This window comes from Legionella beliardensis, from assembly GCF_900452395.1.
GTDB lineage: Bacteria > Pseudomonadota > Gammaproteobacteria > Legionellales > Legionellaceae > Legionella_C > Legionella_C beliardensis.
The window spans coordinates 697,374-720,790 of the sequence record NZ_UGNV01000001.1 but is presented as its reverse complement, the minus strand read 5'-3'; the positions used below and the strand labels follow the sequence as shown (position 1 = coordinate 720,790).

The following is a 23,417-nucleotide window of genomic DNA, read 5'->3' as shown; positions in this document are numbered from 1 at the left end:
TAGATAATTAACAGATAAAGCGTTACAATAAAATCGAGGAGTATAACAAATGTTCACCAAAATTTTTATTATTACTGTAATGCTAGTTATTTTGGCTGCATTAGGAAGTAGTTTAATTTTCTTAGTTCGCGATGAAGGCAAAACAAAACGCACTGTTAAGGCATTAACTTGGCGTATTGGTTTATCTTTAGCGTTATTTCTTTTTCTTTTCTTAGCATTTAGCATGGGTTGGATAAAACCTCACGCCCTTTGACATTAAGGCACATGGCTTATTAAAGTCATGGTTCTTATGCAATTAAAGCTGGTTAAATCCCTACCAAATTGCGTTAATTATTAGATTTAAAGCTTAATTTTTACCTGATTAAAATTCAGTAAAATGAATTTCTTCTTGCACAATAAAGCATTTTATGCTTATAAATAAGTTTCAAAGGAAAAAATTGCAACAAGGAGTGGCCATGTCATCTAACGCAAAAGATCTTATTGGTGAAGAACAACTCTCTGACGCAGTTATAATAGAGTCTTATAAATTTGAACAAGATAATCTTAAGAAAATAGCATTAACCCAAGAACATCTTTTGCAAATTAAAAATAATCTGGGTGCAATTATTGATCTCCTTTCTAAAGATAAAAGTATTTTTACTAAAGCATCTGATTATTGGGGAGATTTACCCATCTGGCAAAAAATAATTGGAGGCGTTGTACTATCATTTCCAACCCTTGCTGCAGGTGTAGCTGCTCATTTAGGCGTCTTACTTGCTCTTAGCGGCGCAACTGTCGTTGTTTATGCAACCGGCAGTATTATCCTTGATGATCATCATAGTTATAATAAAAATATCACTGAGCATTTAAAAAAAGGAATCTTTTACCTAGCTGATATACTATCCATTACCATTTCTGCATTAGATAAAATACGTGAAGATTTATCTGTAGAAATTCAAAAATTTAAAACTGAAAACCAAAAATTAGCGAATAATGTTGCCGTATTAAGTGAGAAAATTGAATCACTTACCAATCAGATTGAATTGTTTGTCGCTACTGAAAGATTACTAAAAGAAACGCAGGAAAAATTAGAAAAAGAAGCCGAAAGGCTTAAACAATCTGCCTCAGAGAATGAGGTGTTATTAGAAAAAAATGCCATTGAGCTAACTCAAGTAAGAAAAGATTATGAACAAAGCCGGCGGCAACTTAATGAAAAAGTCACCGAATTAGTGGAAGTTAAAACCACCTTAGAAGCCGAAGTTAAAAAAGCTAAAAATGTTGCCACAGCGCTACAAAGTACCGTAAAAACCTTATCTGGCACCGTTATCAAAGATGGTAAAAATCGAGAAATTTTTCAAAAGAGAATCACTGAGGTTATTGATAGTGGTGAGCAAAGTTTCTTAGTTATCAATGACAGAGTCCAATCATTGGAAAAAGAACTTAGGGAAGTGAAAGAGCAGCTTGAGCAAAGTAATAATCGCTACCATGAGTTATTAGACCGGCAAGAAACTCAAGTAGAGCGTTTAGAGAAAATGGGTATGACAGAATTAAAATTAAAACAAGCACGAGAAGAGCTAGAAACGCTCCGTCAACAACGCGCTGCTTTTTTAGCAGAAAACCAACGAATTTCCGTCCTATCTGAATCTTCGATAAATCCAGCTTCTAATGCAATAAACAAAACAGAAGACGGTATTCATGTCCATGGGCTCTATGCCAAATCAAAAAGTAAATCAACCACACAACCTGTTTTGGAATCTAAACCCTTATATTAAAAATGAAATAGCCGCAATCGCGGCTATTTTTGAAAATTAAGGTGTTGGTACTGCAGGAGTGCCACCGCCTAATAATCCCATAATTAACATGACAATGAAGATTACCAGGAATAAGAAGAAAAGTACTTTAGCTATACTTGCCGCTGTTGAAGCTGCTCCTCTAAATCCAAAAGCTCCGGCAATAATTGCAACAATTAAAAATATTAACGCCCATCCTAACATTTGCTAACTCCTTACGTTACAGGAAAATAATATGAATCCTCCACACAGCGAATTGTGATTCACTTTTTATATTAGCCGTGTTATTACCTATTTGTAAAATATAAATTGCAGTAATCTTCACTTCCTACTTAACTAAGATTTTTGCTAAAATTCAGTTAGCTAGCTGTCCTTAAAGAAATTAAATAATGTAAGCGAGTGTTATCCTGTGCAATGTGGGGCATTTACACGGAATCCAGATTAAAAATAACAATAACATTGGAGTTAGTTATGGCTCAGCATTTAAACCGTTTATTCTTAGTATTACTCATTAGTCTTGTTACTTTTTCTTCCTATGCTGCTGAAAAATGGATTTTAGATAATCAGCATACCTATGTCTTATGGACTATTAAGCATTTAAATTTTTCCTATCAGACTGGTAAATGGTTTGCCAATGGCGAGATTATATTTGACCCTAATAACCCTCAAAACAGCAAAGTTACAGCCAGCATTCAAGTTGCTGATGTTGTTACCGGTATACCGGAATTAGATAAGCACTTAAGAGAAAAGCTTTTTTTTGATACGGCTAAATACCCTACGGCTACTTTTTCTAGTAACCGAGTTGAAATGCTTAGTAAAAACACAGCTAAAGTTCACGGCACGCTAACGTTGCGTGGCGTAACTAAACCTGTCACTTTAGATGTCATGTTAAATAACATAGGTAAGCATCCAATGAAGGAAAGGATGACAGCCGGCTTCTCAGCAACAACGACCATTAAACGTTCAGATTTTGGCATGACTAATCTACAAGAAGCACTGGGTGATGATGTAAAAATTGAAATTGGCGCTGAAGCTTATCAAGTTAATCCAACTCAATCATAAGGTAAAGGACTATGGAATTAAAAAACACGACTACTCGGTATGGCCTAGTTGCCATCACCTTACATTGGCTTTTAGCACTTATTGTTATTACCTTACTTTGCGTTGGGTTATACATGACCTCACTAAAAACAAGTCCTGAGAAGCTTAAGCTTTATGGTCTACATAAAGAGTTTGGTATTGTCGTTTTAACCTTAGTTATAATCAGGGTTTTATGGCGCTTTTTTAATATTACGCCGAAATTAACTATACCTCGCTGGGAAAGAAACGCGGCACTAGCAGTGCACTGGACATTGTATATTTTGATGTTAGCAATGCCCCTTACCGGCTGGCTTATGTCTTCGGCAGCAGGATTTCCTGTTTCTTTCTTTGGTTTATTTACCCTACCAAATCTAATTGCGCCTAATGATTACTTACGCGATTTTTTTGCGCAAACACATGAAGTTTTATCTAATGTTTTAATTGCATTAATTGTATTGCATTTATTTGCTGCTCTAAAACATCATTTTTATGATAAAGACGATACCATCCGGAGGATGTTGCCATGAAAAGGCAATCTACTTTAAGTAAATACAAGGCTGCCCTTTTTTGCCTGTTTCCAGTCATGCTTTATGCTAACGATTTACCCAAATGGGAAATTTTGCCTGCCCAAAGTAATATAACATTTACGGCTATACAAAATAATGCACCTATATCAGGCCAATTTAAGCGTTTTACTGGCGAGATTGCCGTTGATCCTAAGCGCTATGAATCTAGCCAAATTAATATTACCATCGATATGACTTCTTTATCTGCTTCCTATCACGATCTCGTTACCATGCTGCTCTCAGCTGACTGGTTCGATGTAAGCCGTTTTCCATCTGCATCATTTAAAGCAACGCGCTTTAATAAAATTAATGAAAACACTTATACTGCTGCAGGAACACTGACCATTCGTAATAAAACCGTGCCTGTAACCCTAACCTTTACAGCGGAGGAAAATGATAGAGACTATACTGTTGTTCAAGGAAATACGACTATCAAGCGAACTGCCTTTGGTGTAGGTCAAGGTGAATGGGCTGATGTTAGTAGTATTAAAGATGAGGTTCAAGTTAACTTTAAAGTAACTGCGCAAAAAATTAACTTAGATTAAACGCGCTTGTGTTATAGATATCTTAAGTTGTTATTAGTAACCCTATAAGCTCAAAAACCACCCGAAGGTGGTTTTTGATTAGGTCTAACTAAGGTATTTAAACCTTTATTTGACCTACACTTTAATTGTAGTATAAAAGATGATTTTGTCAAATTTTTGGTCTATTATCTATTTATTAATAGATAGCTAGGAGGCTTTAATGAAGCGCAAGTCACCTAATAAAAAGGATTTTGAAGAAATTAAGGTCACAGACTTTAATCTCATTTTAAATCCTATTTTAAATAAGGGCTCTGCTTTCACTAATGAAGAGAGAGAAACATTTAACTTATTTGGTTTACTGCCTCCAGAAGTAAGTACAATCGAGCAACAGCGAGCCCGCTCTTACGAAGCCTTTAAAAATAAAAAAACCGAGCTTGAACAATATATCTATTTACGTGACTTACAAGATTCCAATGAGACACTTTATTACAGCTTATTAATTGAGCATATTACGGAAATAATGCCCGTCGTTTATACACCAGTAGTTGGTGAGGCTTGCCAATCATTTAGCCATATCTACCGTCGTCCACGTGGTATTTTTATTGCTTATCCTTATAAAGATCGTATTGATCAAATTTTAGCTAACCCACGTTTTGATTCTGTGAAGGCAATCGTTGTTTCAGATGGCGAGCGTATCTTAGGACTAGGTGATCAAGGCGCAGGCGGTATGGGAATTCCTATTGGCAAACTTGCTCTTTATTGCGCTTGCTCAGGTATTCATCCAAGCGCTACCTTACCCATTTTACTAGATACAGGCACCAATAACGCTGAGTTAATAAATGATCCATTATATATTGGCTGGCGACATGAGCGAATTCGTGGCCAAGACTATGATGATTTTATTGCTGCTTTTATTCGAGCTATCAAGAAGAGATTCCCGCACATTTTACTCCAATGGGAAGATTTTGCTCTGCAAAACGCGACGCGATTATTAGACAAATACCGTAATAAACTTTGTACATTCAATGATGATGTCCAGGGAACAGCAGCCATTGCTACAGGAACCTTGCTTTCAGCTGTACAAGTTACGCGTATTCCATTGCGTGATCAACGAATTGCTATTTTAGGCGCAGGTACTGCAGGCTGTGGTATAGCGGAACTCATTGTGCATGCCATGATGGAAGATGGTTTAACTGAGAAACAAGCACGTAAGCAAATTTTTATGGTCGATAGGAATGGGCTATTATTGGATGAAATGAAAGACTTACTCCCATTTCAACAGAAATTAACCCAGTCACGTGCAGCAATTGCTGACTGGAAATATGAAAATAAAAATATGATTAGTCTTATGGATGTGGTCAAAAATTTGCACCCGCATGCCTTACTTGGTGTATCAGGCCAACCAGGCTTATTTACCGAAGCAATCATTCGCGAGATGACCTCTCATGTCAAACAACCTATCATTTTACCGCTTTCTAATCCTATCACCCACAGTGAAGCAGTACCTACCGATTTAATGCTTTGGACAGATAATCGGGCAGTCATTGGCACCGGAAGTCCATTTGGCAATATTGTCAAAAATGGTAAATTGTTTCGAGTTGATCAGACTAACAATGTTTATATTTTTCCAGGGATGGGCTTAGGCTTGATTTCTGTGCAAGCGCGCCATGTGACCGATAAAATGTTTATGGTTGCAGCTAGAGCCCTAGCTAACTGCTCACCCGCCCAAAAAGATGCCAGCGCTAATTTACTACCCCCTTTAACCGAGGTAAGAGAAGTATCTTATCAAGTAGCCTTAGCTGTAGCAAAAGAAGCTGTAAGCTCTCAATTAGCCAAACCCATGAGTGATGAGGAAATTGAAGCATGCCTTAAAAAGCATATTTGGAACCCAGTTTATGTTCCCTATCGATTAAAAAAATAATTTACAGAACTTAAAAAACCGCACGGTTAAAGTAAAAAATAGGTTTAATAAAGAAATTTAGTGACACAAACGCTCTCACAGTGTTCTGTGCCAAATTCACATTAATGTCGATAAGAATAAGATTCACCCCAATTTCTTACTGAAACTTCACTGGCTAATAATAGTGTCATTTCCTCAGGGGGAAGGGGCTTTGAAAAATGAAATCCTTGAATTTGATCACATCCGCCTTGGCGAAGCACCATAAGTTGTTCAAAGGTTTCTACGCCTTCTGCTATCACTGTTAAATCTAGGCGATGCGCCATAATAATAATGGCTTCCGCAATGGCCACGCTATTCTTATCAAACGTAATTTCATTAACAAAGGAGCGATCAATTTTTAATGTATCAATAGGAAAATAACGTAAATAGCTCAAACTTGAATACCCCGTGCCAAAATCATCAAGCGCAATATGAATACCTAAATCCTTTAATTTATTCATTGTTTCTATAGCAAGTCCTACATCTTGCATAATTAAACTTTCGGTTAATTCTAATTCTATTAAGTCAGGATCAAGATTTGTCTCTATTAAAATACGTTGGATAATTTGTACCAAATTTTTTTGGTGAAATTGACGTGCAGACAAATTAATACCAAGCCTTGCTAATGAAAAACCTTGGTTTTCCCATTCTTTTCGTTGTTTTGCGGCATTGAGTAAAACCCATTCACCAATAGGTAAAATTAAGCCCGTTTCTTCTGCAATACCTATAAACTGATCGGGTAGGACCAATCCTTTAGTCGGATGATGCCACCTTAAGAGCGCCTCTGCTCCAAAAATTTTACCGGTATTAGAATCAACCCGTGGTTGGTAGTAAATTTCAAACTGCTTATTCTTTAAGGCATTGCGTAAATCAGCTTCCCAGTACCAACGTGCAGGATCGCGACTACAAGGCGCTGATGTATACACACAAAAACTATTACCCCCTTGTTTTTTTGCTTGCTGTAAGGCAGCGCTCGCATTTTTTAAAATCTCATCGGCATCACGGCCGCCTTTAGGGTAAGTAGCAATACCGATACTACACATAATAAAAATTTCTTGGCGATTTATTAAGTAAGGTTGATTAAAAATATCTATAATACGTTGCGCAGTTTTTATGACTTCATTATTATTTTTTGGACTTTTTTCTAATAAAATCGCAAATTCATCACCCCCAATGCGCGCCACTACATCCAAATCACGAACACTAGATATTAATCGATTCGCGGTTATTTGTAACACCTCATCACCACCCGCATTACCTAGGGTATCATTGACTAATTTAAATCGATCTAACCCTATACAAAAAATTACTAATAACGATTTATTTTTTGCTGCAATATTAAGCGCTTCATTTAAACGTTCAGTAAATAAAAACCGATTAGGTAATCGCGTCATGCGATCGTAATGGGCTAGGTATTCAATTCGTTTAGCAGCTGCTTTCTGCTCACTTATATCCTTAACATACATAAAGCAGTATTCCTCACCTTGGTACTCAAAATAAGTTGCTGAAATTTCAACAGGAATTTCTCGACCATCACAATGACAATGAATGGATTCACCCCGCCTTGCCCCTTTAGCTTTTAACTCATGCCATTGAGACTTCCAATTAACTTCTCGACTGTATCGATCAAATTCATTGACTGACATACCAATTAACTGTTTGTGTGAATAACCTAGGTGCCGGCACGCAGATTCATTAGCATACTTAACTCTACTATCCGCACCAATTTGCAATATAGCATCTTCCGCATGATCAACTGCAAATTGCGTTAATTGCAGATTTGACTCCAAACGTTGTCGGGCAGTAATGTCTTGAATAGAAGGCACTAAATAGTTGACTTCACCTGTAGAACCAAATAAGGGATGTAAAAAGAAGTCAGTAATATGTAGCTTACCCTCTTTATCCTGCATGGTAATTTCAAAATGACTGGCATTACCCTTTGCAGCCAATTTAATTGCTTTGCGTAAAAGTTTGCGAGTGACAAGAGAGAAAGACCAACAAGCAACTTTAGGCAGGGGCTTATTCAATACATCTTCCGCCTTCATTCCTATTAAATCAAAGGCAATCTTATTAACATAAGCAAAAGTACCTTCAGGTGTTAATAATCCAATGAAAATAGTATGACTGCAATTACCTAGCATCTGCTTTAATTGAATATTATTCTTATCAGTAATTGCCGACTTAGTATCAGCAGCGCCAATCAAATGAGTTAATTCATTAGCTTTAAACATTGATGAGCTTGATTTATTTATATTTTTCATAATCATATCCTGAACGTATAGGGCATTTAAATTTAATTTCATTTCCCTAAGCTGCTGATATTCAATCAATTTAAAATATTCTAAATAGAAAGCTCTTTAAAAATTTAACTATTGCAAACTGTAAATTGGAATTTTAGTTTGCAAAAACCAAGGCTTAGCCCTATAAAATTTTATGCCCTTGCTACTAATTTTAGCTCAGTTTAATGAGTTTACTTTTGACAAGTTCAAGGGCTTAAGTAGTTAAGGTTTTTTATTTTGCACAAAAAGAAAAGTGACTAAAGGAGGCAAGCAGGAAAGGATAATGATGCCATAAATAACTGCAGAGAAATTTTCTTTAATAATGGGAATACTGCCAAAAAAATAGCCAAAAGCCAGTAAGCTTCCAATCCATAATATGGCACTTAAAACATTATAATAGGTAAATTGAACTAAATTCATATAGCTAACACCTGCCACAAAAGGCACAAACGTACGCACAATAGGTAAAAATCGAGCTAGAAAGATCGTCTTACCACCATGCTTTTCATAAAATTGGTGAGCTTGCATTAGGTGTTTTTTATTAAAGATGCGTGTTTCTTTCGCGGTGAAAACACGCGGCCCAATTAATCTACCTACGAAATAATTAATTTGATTCCCAATAATAGAAGCCAAGCTTAATAATAAAAACAATACCATAACATTAAGCGGGCTATCCGGGTGAGCTGCAAAACTCCCAGCAACAAAGAGTAAGGAGTCTCCTGGCAAAAAAGGCAGTATAATTAAGCCTGTTTCACAAAAAATTACTGCAAATAACGCTAAATAAGTCCAAGCTCCATGTGCCGAAGCAAAATTTACTAAATAGGTATCTATATGTAAAATAAAATAAATTAAGTCCTGCATGTTGTCGCTTAAATACTCTCTGTAATCGTTAGTTAAATGATAAACCTTAGCTAAAAGTAAGGTAATATAATTATTAATAACGATAATGATCTGGCTTATAGGGTCCATTAATATCTACGCCAATATAATTAGCTTGTCGCTCAGTTAATTGCGTGAGCTTTGCGCCAATTCGATTTAGATGCAAACGGGCTACTTTCTCATCTAAATGTTTTGGTAGCGTATACACTTCACACTTATAATGATGATTATTATAGAGTTCAATTTGAGCTAATACTTGATTCGTGAACGAAGCAGACATGACAAAACTGGGGTGGCCTGTTGCACAACCAAGATTTACTAATCGTCCTTCAGCTAAAACAATAATACGCTTTCCATCAGGAAAAATAACATGATCTACTTGTGGCTTAATATTTTCCCAACGATATTGACGCAAGCTCTGAATATCAATTTCAGAGTCAAAATGGCCAATGTTACAAACTATCGCTTGGTTTCGCATGCGTATCATGTGCTCATGCGTCACGACATGATAATTACCCGTTGCGGTAACCACAATATCTACTTGCTCAGCGACATCATCTAGGGTCACTACCCGATACCCTTCCATTGCAGCTTGTAGTGCACAAATAGGATCTATTTCAGCAATTAAAACAGTGGCACCTTGCCCGCGTAGGGCTTGAGCGCACCCCTTACCTACATCGCCATAGCCAAGAATAATAGCTACTTTACCAGCAACCATAACATCGGTGGCTCGCTTTAAACCATCCAAAAGAGACTCTCTACAGCCATATAAATTATCAAACTTAGACTTTGTAACCGAATCATTTACATTGATTGCTGGCGCTTTTAACAAGCCTTTTTTCGCCATATCATAAAGCCTAGCAACACCCGTAGTTGTCTCTTCTGAGATACCTCGTATATCATTAAGTAGTTCTGGGTATTTATCATGGATTACAAACGTTAAATCACCCCCATCATCCAAGATCATATTAGGCCGCCAGCCGTTTCTAGCTAAAATCGTTTGCTCAATACACCACCAATACTCCCCTTCCGTTTCCCCTTTCCAGGCAAAGACAGGGATATTGGCTTCTGCCATCGCTGCTGCCGCGTGGTCTTGAGTAGAAAAAATATTGCATGAAGACCAACGCACCTCTGCGCCTAAAGCTGTTAATGTTTCAATTAACACAGCTGTTTGAATAGTCATATGTAAACAACCAGCAATGCGCGCGCCTTTTAATGGCTGCTCGGCTGCAAATTCTTCACGTAGTGCCATTAGTCCTGGCATTTCAGTTTCAGCAATAGCGATTTCTTTACGTCCCCAGGCAGCGAGGGAAATGTCTGCTACTTTAAAGTCATCTGCAGTCGTACTGGCAGTCGCAACAGTGGTTGTGTTCATAAATTATCCTTTTACCAAATACAGTATATAAATCATAGTTAAACTTTCAGTCTATTTCTTTAGTAACTGAGTTTAAATAATAACAATAGATAACAAAATTGCTAGTTACCAAAATACCCAAGATTGCAATACAAAAACTAACGCTATAAAGCCTGTCTTAGTACGTCTACTTTATCTAAGCGCTCCCAAGGCAAATTAGCTCGACCATAATGACCATAAGTAGCAGTTTGTTGATAAATAGGACGCAGCAAGTCATGATGATTGATAATGCCTTGCGGGGTTAAATCAAAATGATCATTAATCAATTTTATAATATCTTTATTAGACAATTTACCTGTATTAAAGGTATCAATACTGATTGAAGTTGGCTCGGCAATACCAATTGCATAGGACACTTGAATTTCACACTTATCTGCGATTCCAGCAGCTACAATGTTTTTAGCAACGTGCCGCGCTGCATAGGCTGCTGAGCGATCTACTTTTGAAGGATCTTTACCAGAAAAGCAACCGCCGCCATGTCTTGCCATGCCACCGTATGTATCTACAATAATTTTCCTGCCCGTTAAACCACAGTCACCCAAAGGTCCTCCGATGACAAAACGGCCGGTTGGATTAATGAAATAACGTGTGTCTGCTGTTAACCAATCGTTTGGCAGTACGGGTTTAATGATTTCTTCATGAACCGCTTCTACTATATTTTCATATGAAATATCAGGGTCATGTTGCGTTGAAAAGACTACAGTATCTATTCCAACAGGTTTGCCCTGTTCATAACGCAAAGTTAATTGACACTTAGCATCTGGTCTAAGCCAAGGTAATTTCTTCTGCTTTCGAAGTAAAGCTTGCCTTTCCATTAGTCGGTGTGCATAAGCAATAGGAGCAGGCATAAAGACATCTGTTTCTCGGCTTGCATACCCAAACATGAGCCCCTGATCGCCTGCGCCCAATATATTAGTAGTTGGGTTGTCTACGCCCTGCGAAATATCGGGTGATTGCTTACCGATTGCTGATAATACTGCACAAGAGGCCCAATCAAAACCCATATCCGAGCTATTATAACCAATGTCTCTTACCACTCTGCGGGTAATTTCTTCCACATCAACCCACGCTGAAGTAGTAATTTCTCCACCTATTAAAACCATTCCAGTTTTTACTAACGTTTCACAGGCAACACGTGCTTTGGGATCTTTGCTCAAAATAGCATCTAAAATAGCATCTGAAATTTGATCAGCAATTTTATCCGGGTGGCCTTCAGAAACCGACTCTGAAGTAAAGACATGAAATTCGTTCACTTTATTCCTCTTTGATTATTAGCATTGTGCATCATCGTTATAAATTGATCAAATAAAACCTCTATATCATGAGGCCCGGGACTTGCTTCAGGATGGCCCTGAAAACCCAAAGCTGGCTTAAATTTATGTTTAATGCCTTGCAATGTTTGATCAAATAAAGAACGATGAGTAATATCCCAGTTATCAGTCAACGTATGTTCATCAATGGTAAATCCATGATTTTGGCTAGTAATAAACACTTGCTTATCTTCTTCTGTCGCTATAACGGGATGATTAGCACCATGGTGGCCAAATTTCATTTTGGCTGATTTAGCGCCGCTGGCTAAAGCTAGAATTTGAAAGCCCAAACAAATACCAAACACTGGGATTTCAGTTTTTAGAAATGTTTTAGTTGCATCAATAGCATACTGGCATGCTTTAGGATCACCTGGGCCATTAGATAGAAAAACGCCGTCAGGATTTAGAGCTAATACTTCCTCAGCACTTGTTTGAGCAGGCACTAAGGTAATGTAACAACCTTTATCATAAAGGATGCGTAATATAGTATTTTTTACCCCAAAATCGTATGCTACAACATGATAATGTAAAGGCTTTGAGGCTTCACTCCACAGGCCGCGGCCCTGATCCCAACGTTCGATGGTTTGTCTAGAAACCTCAGTTGCTAAATCCGCATCGTTTAACCCTGAAAAAGCTTCAGCTTTCGCTAGTGCTAACTTAGGTTTAGCAACATTTGTGCTAATGCAGCAGCCAAGTGCGCCTTTTTCTCTGATTAAGGTTGTTAATTGGCGAGTATCTATCCCAGCAATAGCTACAATATTATTCTTTTTAAGCCAATCCGACAAAGATTGATTCGAACGATAATTACTTGGTATAGGTGAATAATTACGCATCACAAGGCCTGTAGCCCAGACTCGTGATGATTCCATATCTTCATTATTACAGCCGGTATTACCCACATGGGCTGTCGTTAACATAACAATCTGCTTTGCGTAAGAAGGATCGGTAAGCATTTCCTGATAGCCTGTCATGGCTGTATTAAATACTAGCTCACCGACACAATCACCACTGGCACCTACTGAAATACCTTCGACTACGGTGCCATCAGCAAGCGCTAAAATAGCTGGCTTATTAAGCATGAAAAAACCCTATACTAAGACAATAGAAAACTAAAAATGTTTAATTGTTGCATATTATACCGAATGACTTGTTAGCAAGTATAGTACCATAAGTGACTATAACGTAAACAATAGTAAGGTATAGCAGCAATTATTCTAATTAATCGCTACTAAGAGAAGAGCTTAGCTTAAGTTTTTTAAATTTATAAACTTTATGAGCACCAAGCTAGCTCCTATGTGTTTACAAAAACCGCAAGTTCAGGCCTTTACCAGTACTCATTTTTAAGCAGTAATTGCTAAATTTATAGTTTAAAGGCGCAATATTGTGTAGTTTTAAAATTTCATGTCTTCAAAAAATTTTTTTACCCCATCAAACCAAGTACTTGACCGTGGCGAATGCGTTTTTTTACTGCTTTCTAATGATTCTTGTAACTTAGACAATAACTCTTTTTGCTCACGAGATAAATTGACCGGTGTTTCTACCACGACTCTACATAATAAATCACCAGGTGCATGTCCTCGTACGGATTTCATTCCTTTACCCCGTAAACGAAATACCTTGCCGGTTTGTGTTTCTGAGGGGATTTTCAAAGTGACTCGACCTTCTAAGGTAGGCACTTCGATAGAACCTCCTAAGGCTGCTGTACCAAAACTAATAGGAACATCGCAGTGTAGATCATTTTCATGACGCTCAAAAATACTATGGGCTTTAATAGTAATCTGGACATATAAATCACCAGACCCTCCCCCATGCACTCCAGCCTCTCCTTCACCGCTTAGACGTACCCTGTCACCATTATCAACGCCTGCTGGGATTTTTACTGTTAGCTTTTTACTTTCTCGTACTCGCCCTTGACCATGACAGCCTGAACAGGGATCAGTAATGACTTTACCTTCACCGTGACAAGTAGGACAGGTTTGTTGAATAGAAAAAAAGCCTTGCTGAATACGCACTTGGCCAACACCATTACATGTTTCACAATTTTTAGGTGACGAACCAGGTTTAGAGCCAGAACCGCTACATGTTTGACAGGTTGTATGGCGAGGCACATTAATTTCTATTTGTTTGCCTACTGCTGCTTCTTCTAAGGTTAATTGCACATTAAATTGTAAGTCAGACCCTCGATGAGCCCGCGACTGACGTGTGCGGCCGCCGGAGAAAATATTCTCAAATATATCCCCAAAGACTTCCTCAAAGCCACCAAAACCGCCAAAGCCTCCTCCGCCAGCTGCATTTACACCAGCGTGACCGTATTGATCGTACATAGCTCGTTTCTGGGAGTCAGAGAGAACCGCGTAAGCATTTTGAATTTCTTTAAATTTCTCTTCAGCTTCTGTATTATTGGGATTACGATCCGGATGATATTTCATCGCTAATTTACGATAAGCTTTTTTTATTGCATTCTCATCAGCGCCTCGATCAACGCCAAGAACCTCATAATAATCCCGTTGGTCCATAGTTACACCAATTTAATAACTGCATTTATTTAACTAATTGCAAAAAATACAAAGGAGTGCGATATACACACTCCTCCCCAATATCTATCTCATCAAGTAAGATAAATTACTTTTTATTATCATCCTGAACTTCTTCAAATTCAGCATCAACAACGCCACTATCATCTTTAGGCGCTTGTTCAGCCTGCTCCTGTCCACCTGCTTCACCAGCTTGTGGTCCACTAGCTTGGCCTTCAGCTGATTTCTTAGCATAGATGCGCTCAGCCATTTTCCCTGAAGCATCCGTTAAAATTTTCATTTTATCTTCTATTTGAGCTTTATCGCTTCCCTTAACCGCCTCTTTCAACTCAGCAATGGCTGTTTCAATGCCTTTTTTCTCATCTTCAGCCAGCTCGTTTGCTAAATCAGCCAGTGATTTTTCGCTACTATGAATTAAACTATCTGCTTGGTTGCGCAACGCTGCCATTTCCTTGAATTTTTTATCTTCTTCAGCATGGCTTTGCGCATCTTTAACCATTGCATTAATTTCTTCATCACTTAAACCACTTGATGCTTTAATGACAATGGATTGTGCCTTACCAGTTGCTTTATCTTTAGCAGAAACATTAAGAATACCATTGGCATCAATATCAAAAGTAACTTCAATTTGTGGCACACCACGTGGAGCTGGTGGAATATCCGATAAGTCAAATCGGCCTAACGATTTATTCGCTGAAGCCTGATCACGCTCACCTTGCAGAACATGTACAGTCACTGCTGTTTGTCTGTCTTCCGCAGTTGAGAATACTTGCGTAGCTTTAGTAGGTATAGTGGTATTTTTTTCGATAAGCTTAGTCATTACACCACCGAGTGTTTCAATACCTAAAGATAATGGTGTTACGTCTAATAATAGAATATCTTTTACATCACCTGATAATACCGCAGCTTGAATAGCCGCTCCAACCGCTACCGCTTCATCTGGGTTAACATCTTTACGTGGCTCTTTACCAAATATCTCTTGTACGGTTTTTTGTACTAAAGGCATGCGAGTTTGACCGCCGACCAAAATGACTTCATTAATTTGTGACACATTGAGTCCCGCATCTTTTAAGGCAATCTTGCAAGGCTCAATAGTACGTTCTACTAATTTTTCAACCAATGATTCAAGCTTAGCGCGTGTTAGCTTGATGTTCATGTGTTTTGGACCTGATGCATCAGCGGTAATGTAAGGTAAATTAACATCTGTTTGTTGCGATGATGATAATTCAATTTTAGCCTTCTCAGCTGCTTCTTTAAGGCGCTGTAGTGCTAATGGATCATTATGTAAATCAATGCCTGAGTCTTTTTTAAACTCTGCAGCTAAATATTCAATTAAAGCTAAGTCAAAGTCTTCACCACCTAAGAAGGTATCACCATTGGTCGCTAATACTTCAAATTGGTGCTCGCCATCAACTTCCGCAATTTCAATGATTGAAATATCGAATGTTCCACCACCTAAGTCGTAGACAGCAATGGTTGAATCACCACGTTTTTTGTCCATACCATAGGCTAAGGCTGCTGCTGTAGGCTCGTTAATAATCCGCTTAACTTCAAGGCCTGCAATACGTCCAGCATCTTTAGTCGCTTGTCTTTGTGAGTCATTAAAGTAAGCAGGTACGGTAATCACTGCTTCTTTAATTTCTTCACCTAAGTAATCTTCTGCTGTTTTTTTCATTTTACGTAATACTTCAGCAGAAATTTGTGGTGGCGCTTTATCTTGGCTTTTTACTCGAATCCAAGCATCGCCATTGTCCGCTTTAACAATCTTGTAAGGCACCATCTTGATATCTTTTTGCACAATAGCATCATCAAAACGACGTCCAATTAAACGCTTAGCAGCAAAAATAGTATTTTCAGGATTGGTGACCGCCTGACGTTTTGCTGATTGGCCGACTAAAATCTCATCGTTATCTGTAAATGCTACGATTGAAGGGGTGGTGCGTAATCCTTCAGCATTCTCTATGACGCGTGGTTTATCGCCTTCCATGATTGCTACACAGGAGTTTGTTGTTCCTAAGTCAATTCCAATAATTTTTGCCATATTTATTTTGCTCCAAGTAAGAAGTTTAATCTGCAATGATTCACATATGGGGTAAAATTTAACAATTTCAAGCTATAATCATGCATTTTTGTCTTAAAATTTATTTTTTCGCTACAATAACCCGTGCGGGCCGAATAACTCGGTCGCTAAGTTTATAACCTTTTTGGAACACCGTTAAAACACTGTTTGGCGCAGCGCCTGGTACTTCTTGTATAGACATCGCTTCGTGTTCCTGCGGGTTAAATGCTTCTCCTTGTGGATCAATTGGCGTCACTTCATATTTATTTAAAACATCTAAAAATAACTTTAACGTTAACTGCAAACCTTCTAACATGCCAGTTTGCTGCTCTTTTTCAGCTATTTGTAGCGCTTGCTCAAGGCTATCTAATACTGGGAGTAGCGAGGTGATGAACTTTTCTAAGCCATAGCGGTGTGCATTTGCAACATCACGCTCAGCACGACGTCTGTAGTTGTCAAGTTCTGCAACAGCACGCACAGCTTTTTCCCAATTTTCATGCGCTTTTTGTTCAGCTAATGTTAGCTGTTCCTCTAATGCGGTATAACTTGCGTGACCTAGGGCGCTCTCCTGGCTATCTCCGCCTTCTCCTTCGCCATCATCCTCATCAGTCGTTTCTTGTTCTTCATTTTGCAAGTCATCTAACTGCTCATTATTTTCGTTTTGTTCATTCTTTTCTTTAAATTTTTTCCAATCTTTCGTGGTATTGTCACTCATGAAAAAACACTCCAGAATTAATTGACCACCTAATTTGGGGGCAAGTATAAAAAATTCAAGTCTTTGCAAAAATTTTTTTATAATTTTAATCTGTCTTAGTATGATTTTTTAAATGACCAGCGTTAAGCACCTTGGCATGGCTTGCAGCTAATGCCCATTTATCGCATACTTAGCTATTAAGCTAGGCAAAAAGGTTTTTCTATGAGTGCATGGTCACCCATTTCTTGGCAGCAATTCTCATATCATCAAGCTGCAACTTATCCTGATCCAACGCAAGTTGCGCGAGTTGTTGATCAATTAAGTATGTTACCGCCCTTAATCACAAGTGGTGAAATCAAAAATCTAAAAAAAGCGATTGCTTTGGCAGGCCGAGGTGATGCCTTCATTTTACAAGGTGGCGACTGTGCGGAATCATTTAATGATTGTCGTTCTGATGTTATCAGCAATAAGCTAAAAATCATGTTACAAATGAGCTTAATTTTGCTTTATGGCATGCGTAAACCCATCATTCGGGTTGGCCGTATTGCTGGACAATATGCAAAACCACGTTCGTCTGATTTTGAAACCATAAATGGCGTTACCTTGCCTAGTTATCGGGGTGACTTGGTTAATTCACAACAATTTGATGCGCAATCTCGTATTCCAAATCCAAAATTGATGTTACAAGGATATAGTTGTGCCGCAATGACTTTGAACTTTATTCGTGCGTTGGTTAGTGGCGGTTTTGCCGATTTAAATCACCCGCAGCAATGGGATTTAAGTTTCGTAGAGCATTCTCCACAAGCCAGTGAATATCACGATATTGTCAAATCGATAGCCGATTCCTTAGAGTTTTTAGAAGCCATTGATGGCATTCGCAGCAGCAGTATTAATAAAGTTGACTTTTATACCTCGCATGAAGCATTACACTTACACTATGAGCAAGCTTTAACTCGGCAACTTGAAGATGGTTGGTATAATTTATCAACCCATTTTCCATGGATAGGCATGCGAACAGCGCAGCTAGACAGTGCTCATCTGGAATTTTTACGAGGTGTAGAAAATCCTATTGGTATTAAAGTTGGCCCCTCAGTCACCAGCGATTGGCTTAAGGAAGTATTAAAAATCATCAACCCGAAGCGAGAAGAAGGTCGACTTGTGCTTATTACTCGTTTAGGCGCTAAAGACATTAGAAGGCTGCTGCCACCGCTTATTGAAGAAGTGAAAAAAACAGGCATCCCAGTAACTTGGTCTTGCGACCCTATGCATGGCAATACTGAAACAACCCCAGAAGGCATTAAAACGCGCCACTTTGATAATATCTTATCTGAGCTCCAACAAGCGTTAACTATTCACCATAGCATGTCTAGCTACCTAGGCGGTGTACATTTTGAACTTACCGGCGAAAATGTAACTGAATGTATTGGCGGTGCACGTGGTTTGAATGAAGATGATCTTAAGCAAGCTTACCATAGCTTAGTGGATCCACGGCTTAATTATGAGCAATCATTAGAAATGGCTATTCAACTTAGCAGGCAATTTAAGCAATAGGTGCTGGTCAACTTGGAATAAAATGACTTAAAGTACATGGGACGCCTTATGGAGATATGTTATGCCTACTAATGCTCACTATTTTTCTAGTTTAGCTCCTAATCCATCTAATGATAGTTCGTATACTCTTATTTTTGACTACCTTGGTCATATTAATTTTTACTCATTAAATGTTTTACAACAAATTAATTACCAGGGAGTAAACCAACCTATAAATGATATTACTAATGCCTGTATTCTTTATGCTATTGCACAAAAGGTGGATAAAGAGGTTGGTGCAGCAGATTTTTGCACCTGGGAGGCTGTTAAAGACGTTCTCATGGCAAATATGAATGCTGCTATTATGAATCGCGAAGAAGTGGCTTTGGAAATTTTTACTAGCTGGCAAGCATTTTCACAAATTGTTAACACTAAAGGCAAACCGGAAACAGATAAAAATCGATTGCAACCTATTCCAAATTTTCCTAAACAAATAAATAGCATCATTGGTACATTACTAAATGAGCCGCTAAAAAAAATAAACAGCAAGCAAGCAATAAATCCAAAAGATTTAATCCCCTTAAGCTTAACACTAGAATGCATAACACGTAACATGGCTGGCGCTCCTTTCTGCTTACTCTTATCAGAAAAAAATATCTTATTTAAGTTATCGCGCCAGATGGATGCATTTCTTGTTTCTAAATTAGAAGAAATTCAAGCGTCTTCTCTTTCTCTACAAGAAAAACTGCAGAAAAAAGGAGAAATTCAAACGTCTTTTCTTCCTCTGCAGGAAAAACTGCAGAAAGACCTTGTCTCGCAAACAGGTATATGGTTGACCTCGCTTATCAACTTTTTCGATTATGAATTAAAAGGCTCTACGATAACTACTTTTAAGTCAAAAATAGCTGAATTATCTAAAGCAATTAATAATTTATTAAGCGATGAATTTAGCACGCTTACAGGCGATGACGTTATAAAACAATATATTGAGAACTTAACTCGAACAATGCAATTAGAGCGGATGATTGTTAATAGTTTTATAAAACGAGATAATGAAATACCTAATCAGCTTATCTTCCAACAAGCTACTCATTTTGCTTTGCGTAAGGCCGCTTTAAATTATGATATTGCGCTTGATCCTAAAGTGATATTTAAATTTAAACCTTCCTATTACGATTATAACTACTTTAATCTAGCACTTGGCCAATTAACTAATACTATTGGCATCACGAAACATTGTATCAATATCTTCGGTTATGTCTTGGCACAATTAGCGGAAATCAACCAATTTCCTACTTTCTGCAAAATTTATGAGAATAAAACGACTCATCCTAATCATTTAGTGTCTCCTACTACGCATCTTTTTATTGAACTAGACTTAACTCTAGATAATCTTATTGCCTTGGTAGACAATTTAAATACTCGCTATGGTGATAAAACAGCATCTATTGCACAGAGCGAAAATCCATTTCAAAACCCAAGAATTAAAGTCGACCTGCCTACCCTGATAGAACAAATTTTACCAGACTGGCATGTCTGTCTAATTAACACGTTACTGGCTAAAAATAGAATTAAAGAAGCCTATCAGAATCTAAGTTACTATCAAAATATATCACTTGATTATCTTTTATTGTTATTTCAAAGCCAATGCACTCCCTTAAAAAAGCCCTTTACGCCGTTCATTTTTGTAGAAATATTATTAACAGCATTTAACATAGAGGAAAAACCTACTTACACGCACTTTTTTCAAAGTGAAAATAGGATGGATGCGCTATTTGACATTGATATTTACTTAAATATCTCGACTGCCGCAGCCAATAGATTAGTAAGCCGAATTAACACGGCTTTTCCGCAAGCCTATGCCACTCTCCAGCACACGGATATTGATAATGGTTCAAAAATTATAAGTCAGCATATAAGCTTAGATAAGCAATTATTTCTAGATATAGAATTTCAAAAACATCTCTCTAATACCATTCGGTTAGAAGCTAAGCGTGCTATTCAAGCAACAAGCTTAAAAAAAGTAAGTAATACACTTTATAGTTTTCACAGCCCTAGTATTCCTGCAGAAGAACCAAAAAATGCTGATGAACCTTCTAATTCTAATTGCTGCATCATCTCTTAACTAGATAACTGTCGTTTATTGACACAAAAGCTTACTTAGCTCTTGTGTCAAACGTATGTTCCTTATAAACAGTGCTTATTAGGATTTGTTGCGCAATTGTTGGAATAGTAATACTTTAAATTAGATACAAATAGATTAGGCTCATTATCCATTAAAAAGATTGCCTCAGGCTGGGCCTCCATGTAGTTAGAATCCATTAAAATACGTTGATAAAATGAGCCGGCATTAGGGAAAACCCATTTATCGAAAAAAGCCAATAGCTCATCGGGATCCGTAGAAAAAAAATGCTGCCGAATATCGTTTACGAGCTCCGTGCGCAATTCAAGATTGTTATTAAAATAAAAGTTACTGTGATCTTGTCGGTATAAAATTAATGGCCCCTTGGAGGCCTTTTTTGTACCGACATTAATGGTTAAAGCGGCAATCACCCCTTTTGCGCTTTCCACATAAAACTTTGTACCGAGCAAGTCACGGCCATTAAATTCTTTTAAATAAGTTTGTAAATAATCAATTGCGTCATCGTTTAGTGGGTCAAAATAGCTATTAATAGAAAAGTTAACTGCATAATAATTATCGGGATTATAACCACAAAAAATATAGGTATTGTAATAAAACTGGTTAGGCCTTATCTTGTTAATAAAAATTTTATCAATTTCTTTATTTACTTCCGCACAAGTTAAATTCCGATTTTTTATAACGCCATTAATACGTACAATCTGTGTTGGATAATTTTTTCTTGTTATTAAGTTATCTTGTGGTAGCGAATCTGTTTCATTTGAATAGTGGCTTACAATAGTATTTTCAGGGGCTACAGGCATTGAAAATATTATATTTTCTGGTATATCTTTTGGATTGGCGAAGGCTAAAATTGGACTTAAAATAAATGGTGCAATATAATTGTTGACTCGCATAATAAACTCCTGTTTATTTTAAAGTTAACATCCTTGCAATTATTACTGTGCCATTGTAAAAAAAAATAATCAATCAAATACCTATAAAACGCAGCTTACTACGTCATTTTTACAAATTCAGATTTTGATTAAGTGCAACATTTTTGTTTATATAAGTTATCCTTCCCTTTCCTTAAGGCCCACTAAAGTTTTAATCTAATCTCCTATTTTTAAAATCATTAAGCTAGGCCATGCTTCGTTAAATCCAATGACTCAGTGTAAGGAGTTGTAAAAACAGGTTTAAAAAACCTTTCTTTTTCACTCATTTGATGATTTATTTTAAGAATTAAATTCTCACCGTTAAATAAACTTCCCAACATATTTAATATATCTTGCCAAATGGCTACACGCAAATATTTAGGCGCAAAGAACTGATAAGCAATGGCTAATAAACTTTGTGCTTGGCTTAACTTATCCTGTTTTGATAAACGAATTAGTAATGTATTTTTGTAAAATTCATCTAAAAGATCATGATCAAATCTATCAAGATTATCATCATTATTTAATCCTCTTTTAAGCTTATAAAAATCTTTTAAAATTAATAAATCCTTTATTAGATCCAGAGAAAAATTTATTTCTTCCAAACTAGATAGGGTATTTTTAAAAATATGGTCTTGTAACAACTCATGATAAAATCTTTTCATCAACACCATTTCTTGCTCTATATCTATTTTATTTCTTTCTGTTTTATTTGCTTCGTTTTTTAAAACAAGATCTAAATTTTTATCCTTTAATATGTTAGTTAATTCTTTATCTTCTGAATGAAAAATCATATCAGTAAGTGGGGTTGCAAAAATCATACTTTGATATAAGAAAGAATGATTTCCTGTTAAATCTTTTAAGGTACGTAATTTGTCTAAACGCTTAAATAAGATGTTACAAAAATCAATGGCAAAAGGCTGATAACTCGCTTGCTCATCAAACATTACTTTTTCAAATGAAGGGATACCAAGATAAGTTGCTAATTCTTTTTGGACTGACGCTGTCAACAAATCTACTGGCAGCGATTGTAAGGCACTACAAATCATCTCTTGAACTAAATCTTCATCAATTTTTTCTAAAAGATTCGTTGCCTTCTCTGCCATAGCAGGAAATAAGCCTTTAATTTTTTTGTAATTAAAGATATAACCTTTCGAATAAATTTTAAAATTTAACCAGCCCTGATACTCAAACGGATTAAGAATATCGTCATAATAACCAAAATACCGAAATGCAGCGCCCCAATCAATGCGAGCAAATTGTGTGATTAACTGACCCTCAGGCGTTGACTGATGCCTGCAACAAACAACATTGCCGCTATGCACGCTATAATCTCCAAACAGTATGGAAAACATAAGTGCCATGGATAAACCATAATAGGGCGTTAATTTTTTGGTTAGTTGCGCATAACGATTGGAGCCACTTAGCATTTCAATAAGTGGGTTACGATCAGAGCCATCTCTAAACCCTGTGCCAATGATTTTGTGTAATTCAGTAAACTCTATTTTTGGTTGAATTAACCCATAACTGCCATCTTCAAATTGAATCCAATCGGCATCAATTAATGAATCCATGTAACGCGAGGGAATTAAGTGCCTTTTTTTAAATTCTTTTAATAATAAACCTGCTAATAATTCTGTAAATAATTCTTTGAGATCAGTTGGTTTTTTAATAAAATAAACCTGCCCTTCGGAATCTTCGTAAAATCCTTTTATTTGATTTTTACCACCTAAAGTGCCATTCAATTTAGTTAACACTTTCCCTTTATACCTTAGCATAAGCTCTC

Annotated in this window: 19 protein-coding genes; 8 read left to right on the top strand and 11 right to left on the bottom strand. The window is 37.1% G+C overall.

Going from position 1 to position 23,417, the window contains the following annotated elements:
- Nucleotides 1-49 precede the first annotated feature (49 nt).
- Nucleotides 50-253, top strand: a complete 204-nt coding sequence (locus DYE47_RS03240) for a twin transmembrane helix small protein (protein WP_115301888.1) — start codon at nucleotides 50-52, stop codon at nucleotides 251-253.
- A 202-nt stretch (nucleotides 254-455) separates the two neighbouring features.
- Nucleotides 456-1,751: a LegC2/C7 family Dot/Icm T4SS effector gene (locus DYE47_RS03235; protein WP_115301887.1), complete on the top strand. Its 1,296-nt coding sequence runs from the start codon at nucleotides 456-458 to the stop codon at nucleotides 1,749-1,751.
- 36 nt (nucleotides 1,752-1,787) lie between these two features.
- Here DYE47_RS03235 and DYE47_RS03230 read toward each other — a convergent pair whose 3' ends face one another.
- Nucleotides 1,788-1,973: a DUF1328 domain-containing protein gene (locus DYE47_RS03230; protein ID WP_115301886.1), complete on the bottom strand. Its 186-nt coding sequence runs from the start codon at nucleotides 1,971-1,973 to the stop codon at nucleotides 1,788-1,790.
- 267 nt (nucleotides 1,974-2,240) lie between these two features.
- Here DYE47_RS03230 and DYE47_RS03225 point away from each other — a divergent pair, with 267 nt between their 5' ends.
- From DYE47_RS03225 to DYE47_RS03210, 4 genes are all read left to right on the top strand, one after another.
- A complete protein-coding gene (locus tag DYE47_RS03225; RefSeq protein WP_115301885.1) occupies nucleotides 2,241-2,831 on the top strand; it encodes a YceI family protein in 591 nt (196 codons plus the stop codon).
- 11 nt (nucleotides 2,832-2,842) lie between these two features.
- A complete protein-coding gene (locus DYE47_RS03220) occupies nucleotides 2,843-3,376 on the top strand; it encodes a cytochrome b (RefSeq protein WP_115301884.1) in 534 nt (177 codons plus the stop codon).
- A complete protein-coding gene (locus tag DYE47_RS03215) occupies nucleotides 3,373-3,960 on the top strand; it encodes a YceI family protein (RefSeq protein ID WP_115301883.1) in 588 nt (195 codons plus the stop codon). The genes DYE47_RS03220 and DYE47_RS03215 overlap by 4 nt, the downstream gene beginning before the upstream one ends.
- Nucleotides 3,961-4,159: 199 nt before the next feature.
- Complete coding sequence (locus DYE47_RS03210; RefSeq protein ID WP_115301882.1) at nucleotides 4,160-5,860, top strand: NAD-dependent malic enzyme; 1,701 nt, start codon at nucleotides 4,160-4,162, stop codon at nucleotides 5,858-5,860.
- 101 nt (nucleotides 5,861-5,961) lie between these two features.
- Here the strand turns inward: DYE47_RS03210 and DYE47_RS03205 are convergent, their stop codons facing one another.
- The 8 genes from DYE47_RS03205 to grpE form a co-directional block, all read right to left on the bottom strand.
- Entirely contained in the window at nucleotides 5,962-8,139 is a 2,178-nt protein-coding gene (locus DYE47_RS03205; protein ID WP_160149832.1) for a sensor domain-containing protein, read from the bottom strand.
- Nucleotides 8,140-8,379: 240 nt separating this feature from the next.
- The gene (locus tag DYE47_RS03200; protein ID WP_115303998.1) at nucleotides 8,380-9,018 is read right to left on the bottom strand and encodes a DedA family protein; all 639 of its coding nucleotides are present in this window, start codon (nucleotides 9,016-9,018) and stop codon (nucleotides 8,380-8,382) included.
- 73 nt (nucleotides 9,019-9,091) lie between these two features.
- On the bottom strand, nucleotides 9,092-10,411 hold the full coding sequence (ahcY, locus tag DYE47_RS03195; RefSeq protein WP_115301880.1) for an adenosylhomocysteinase: 1,320 nt from the start codon (nucleotides 10,409-10,411) through the stop codon (nucleotides 9,092-9,094).
- A 143-nt stretch (nucleotides 10,412-10,554) separates the two neighbouring features.
- Nucleotides 10,555-11,703: a methionine adenosyltransferase gene (metK, locus tag DYE47_RS03190; protein WP_115301879.1), complete on the bottom strand. Its 1,149-nt coding sequence runs from the start codon at nucleotides 11,701-11,703 to the stop codon at nucleotides 10,555-10,557.
- Nucleotides 11,700-12,839, bottom strand: coding sequence for a glutamine-hydrolyzing carbamoyl-phosphate synthase small subunit (carA, locus tag DYE47_RS03185; protein WP_115301878.1), 1,140 nt, complete (start codon nucleotides 12,837-12,839; stop codon nucleotides 11,700-11,702). Before carA ends, metK begins: the two co-directional genes overlap by 4 nt.
- A 312-nt stretch (nucleotides 12,840-13,151) precedes the next feature.
- Nucleotides 13,152-14,276 (bottom strand): molecular chaperone DnaJ, encoded by a 1,125-nt coding sequence (gene dnaJ / locus DYE47_RS03180; protein ID WP_115301877.1) that lies wholly within the window; start codon nucleotides 14,274-14,276, stop codon nucleotides 13,152-13,154.
- Nucleotides 14,277-14,382: 106 nt separating this feature from the next.
- Complete coding sequence (gene dnaK / locus DYE47_RS03175) at nucleotides 14,383-16,335, bottom strand: molecular chaperone DnaK (RefSeq protein WP_115301876.1); 1,953 nt, start codon at nucleotides 16,333-16,335, stop codon at nucleotides 14,383-14,385.
- A gap of 100 nt (nucleotides 16,336-16,435) precedes the next feature.
- Entirely contained in the window at nucleotides 16,436-17,068 is a 633-nt protein-coding gene (gene grpE, locus DYE47_RS03170) for a nucleotide exchange factor GrpE (RefSeq protein ID WP_115301875.1), read from the bottom strand.
- A gap of 201 nt (nucleotides 17,069-17,269) precedes the next feature.
- On the opposite strand from grpE, the gene DYE47_RS03165 reads away from it, so the two are divergent.
- Both DYE47_RS03165 and DYE47_RS03160 read left to right on the top strand, forming a co-directional pair.
- Nucleotides 17,270-18,598: a 3-deoxy-7-phosphoheptulonate synthase class II gene (locus DYE47_RS03165; protein WP_115301874.1), complete on the top strand. Its 1,329-nt coding sequence runs from the start codon at nucleotides 17,270-17,272 to the stop codon at nucleotides 18,596-18,598.
- Nucleotides 18,599-18,659: 61 nt separating this feature from the next.
- A complete protein-coding gene (locus DYE47_RS03160; RefSeq protein ID WP_115301873.1) occupies nucleotides 18,660-20,702 on the top strand; it encodes a hypothetical protein in 2,043 nt (680 codons plus the stop codon).
- Nucleotides 20,703-20,764: 62 nt separating this feature from the next.
- Here the strand turns inward: DYE47_RS03160 and DYE47_RS03155 are convergent, their stop codons facing one another.
- The gene (locus DYE47_RS03155) at nucleotides 20,765-21,613 is read right to left on the bottom strand and encodes an Lpg0189 family type II secretion system effector (protein WP_115301872.1); all 849 of its coding nucleotides are present in this window, start codon (nucleotides 21,611-21,613) and stop codon (nucleotides 20,765-20,767) included.
- Nucleotides 21,614-21,831: 218 nt separating this feature from the next.
- Nucleotides 21,832-23,409, bottom strand: coding sequence for a hypothetical protein (locus tag DYE47_RS03150; RefSeq protein WP_115301871.1), 1,578 nt, complete (start codon nucleotides 23,407-23,409; stop codon nucleotides 21,832-21,834).
- Between the last annotated feature and the right edge of the window lie 8 nt (nucleotides 23,410-23,417).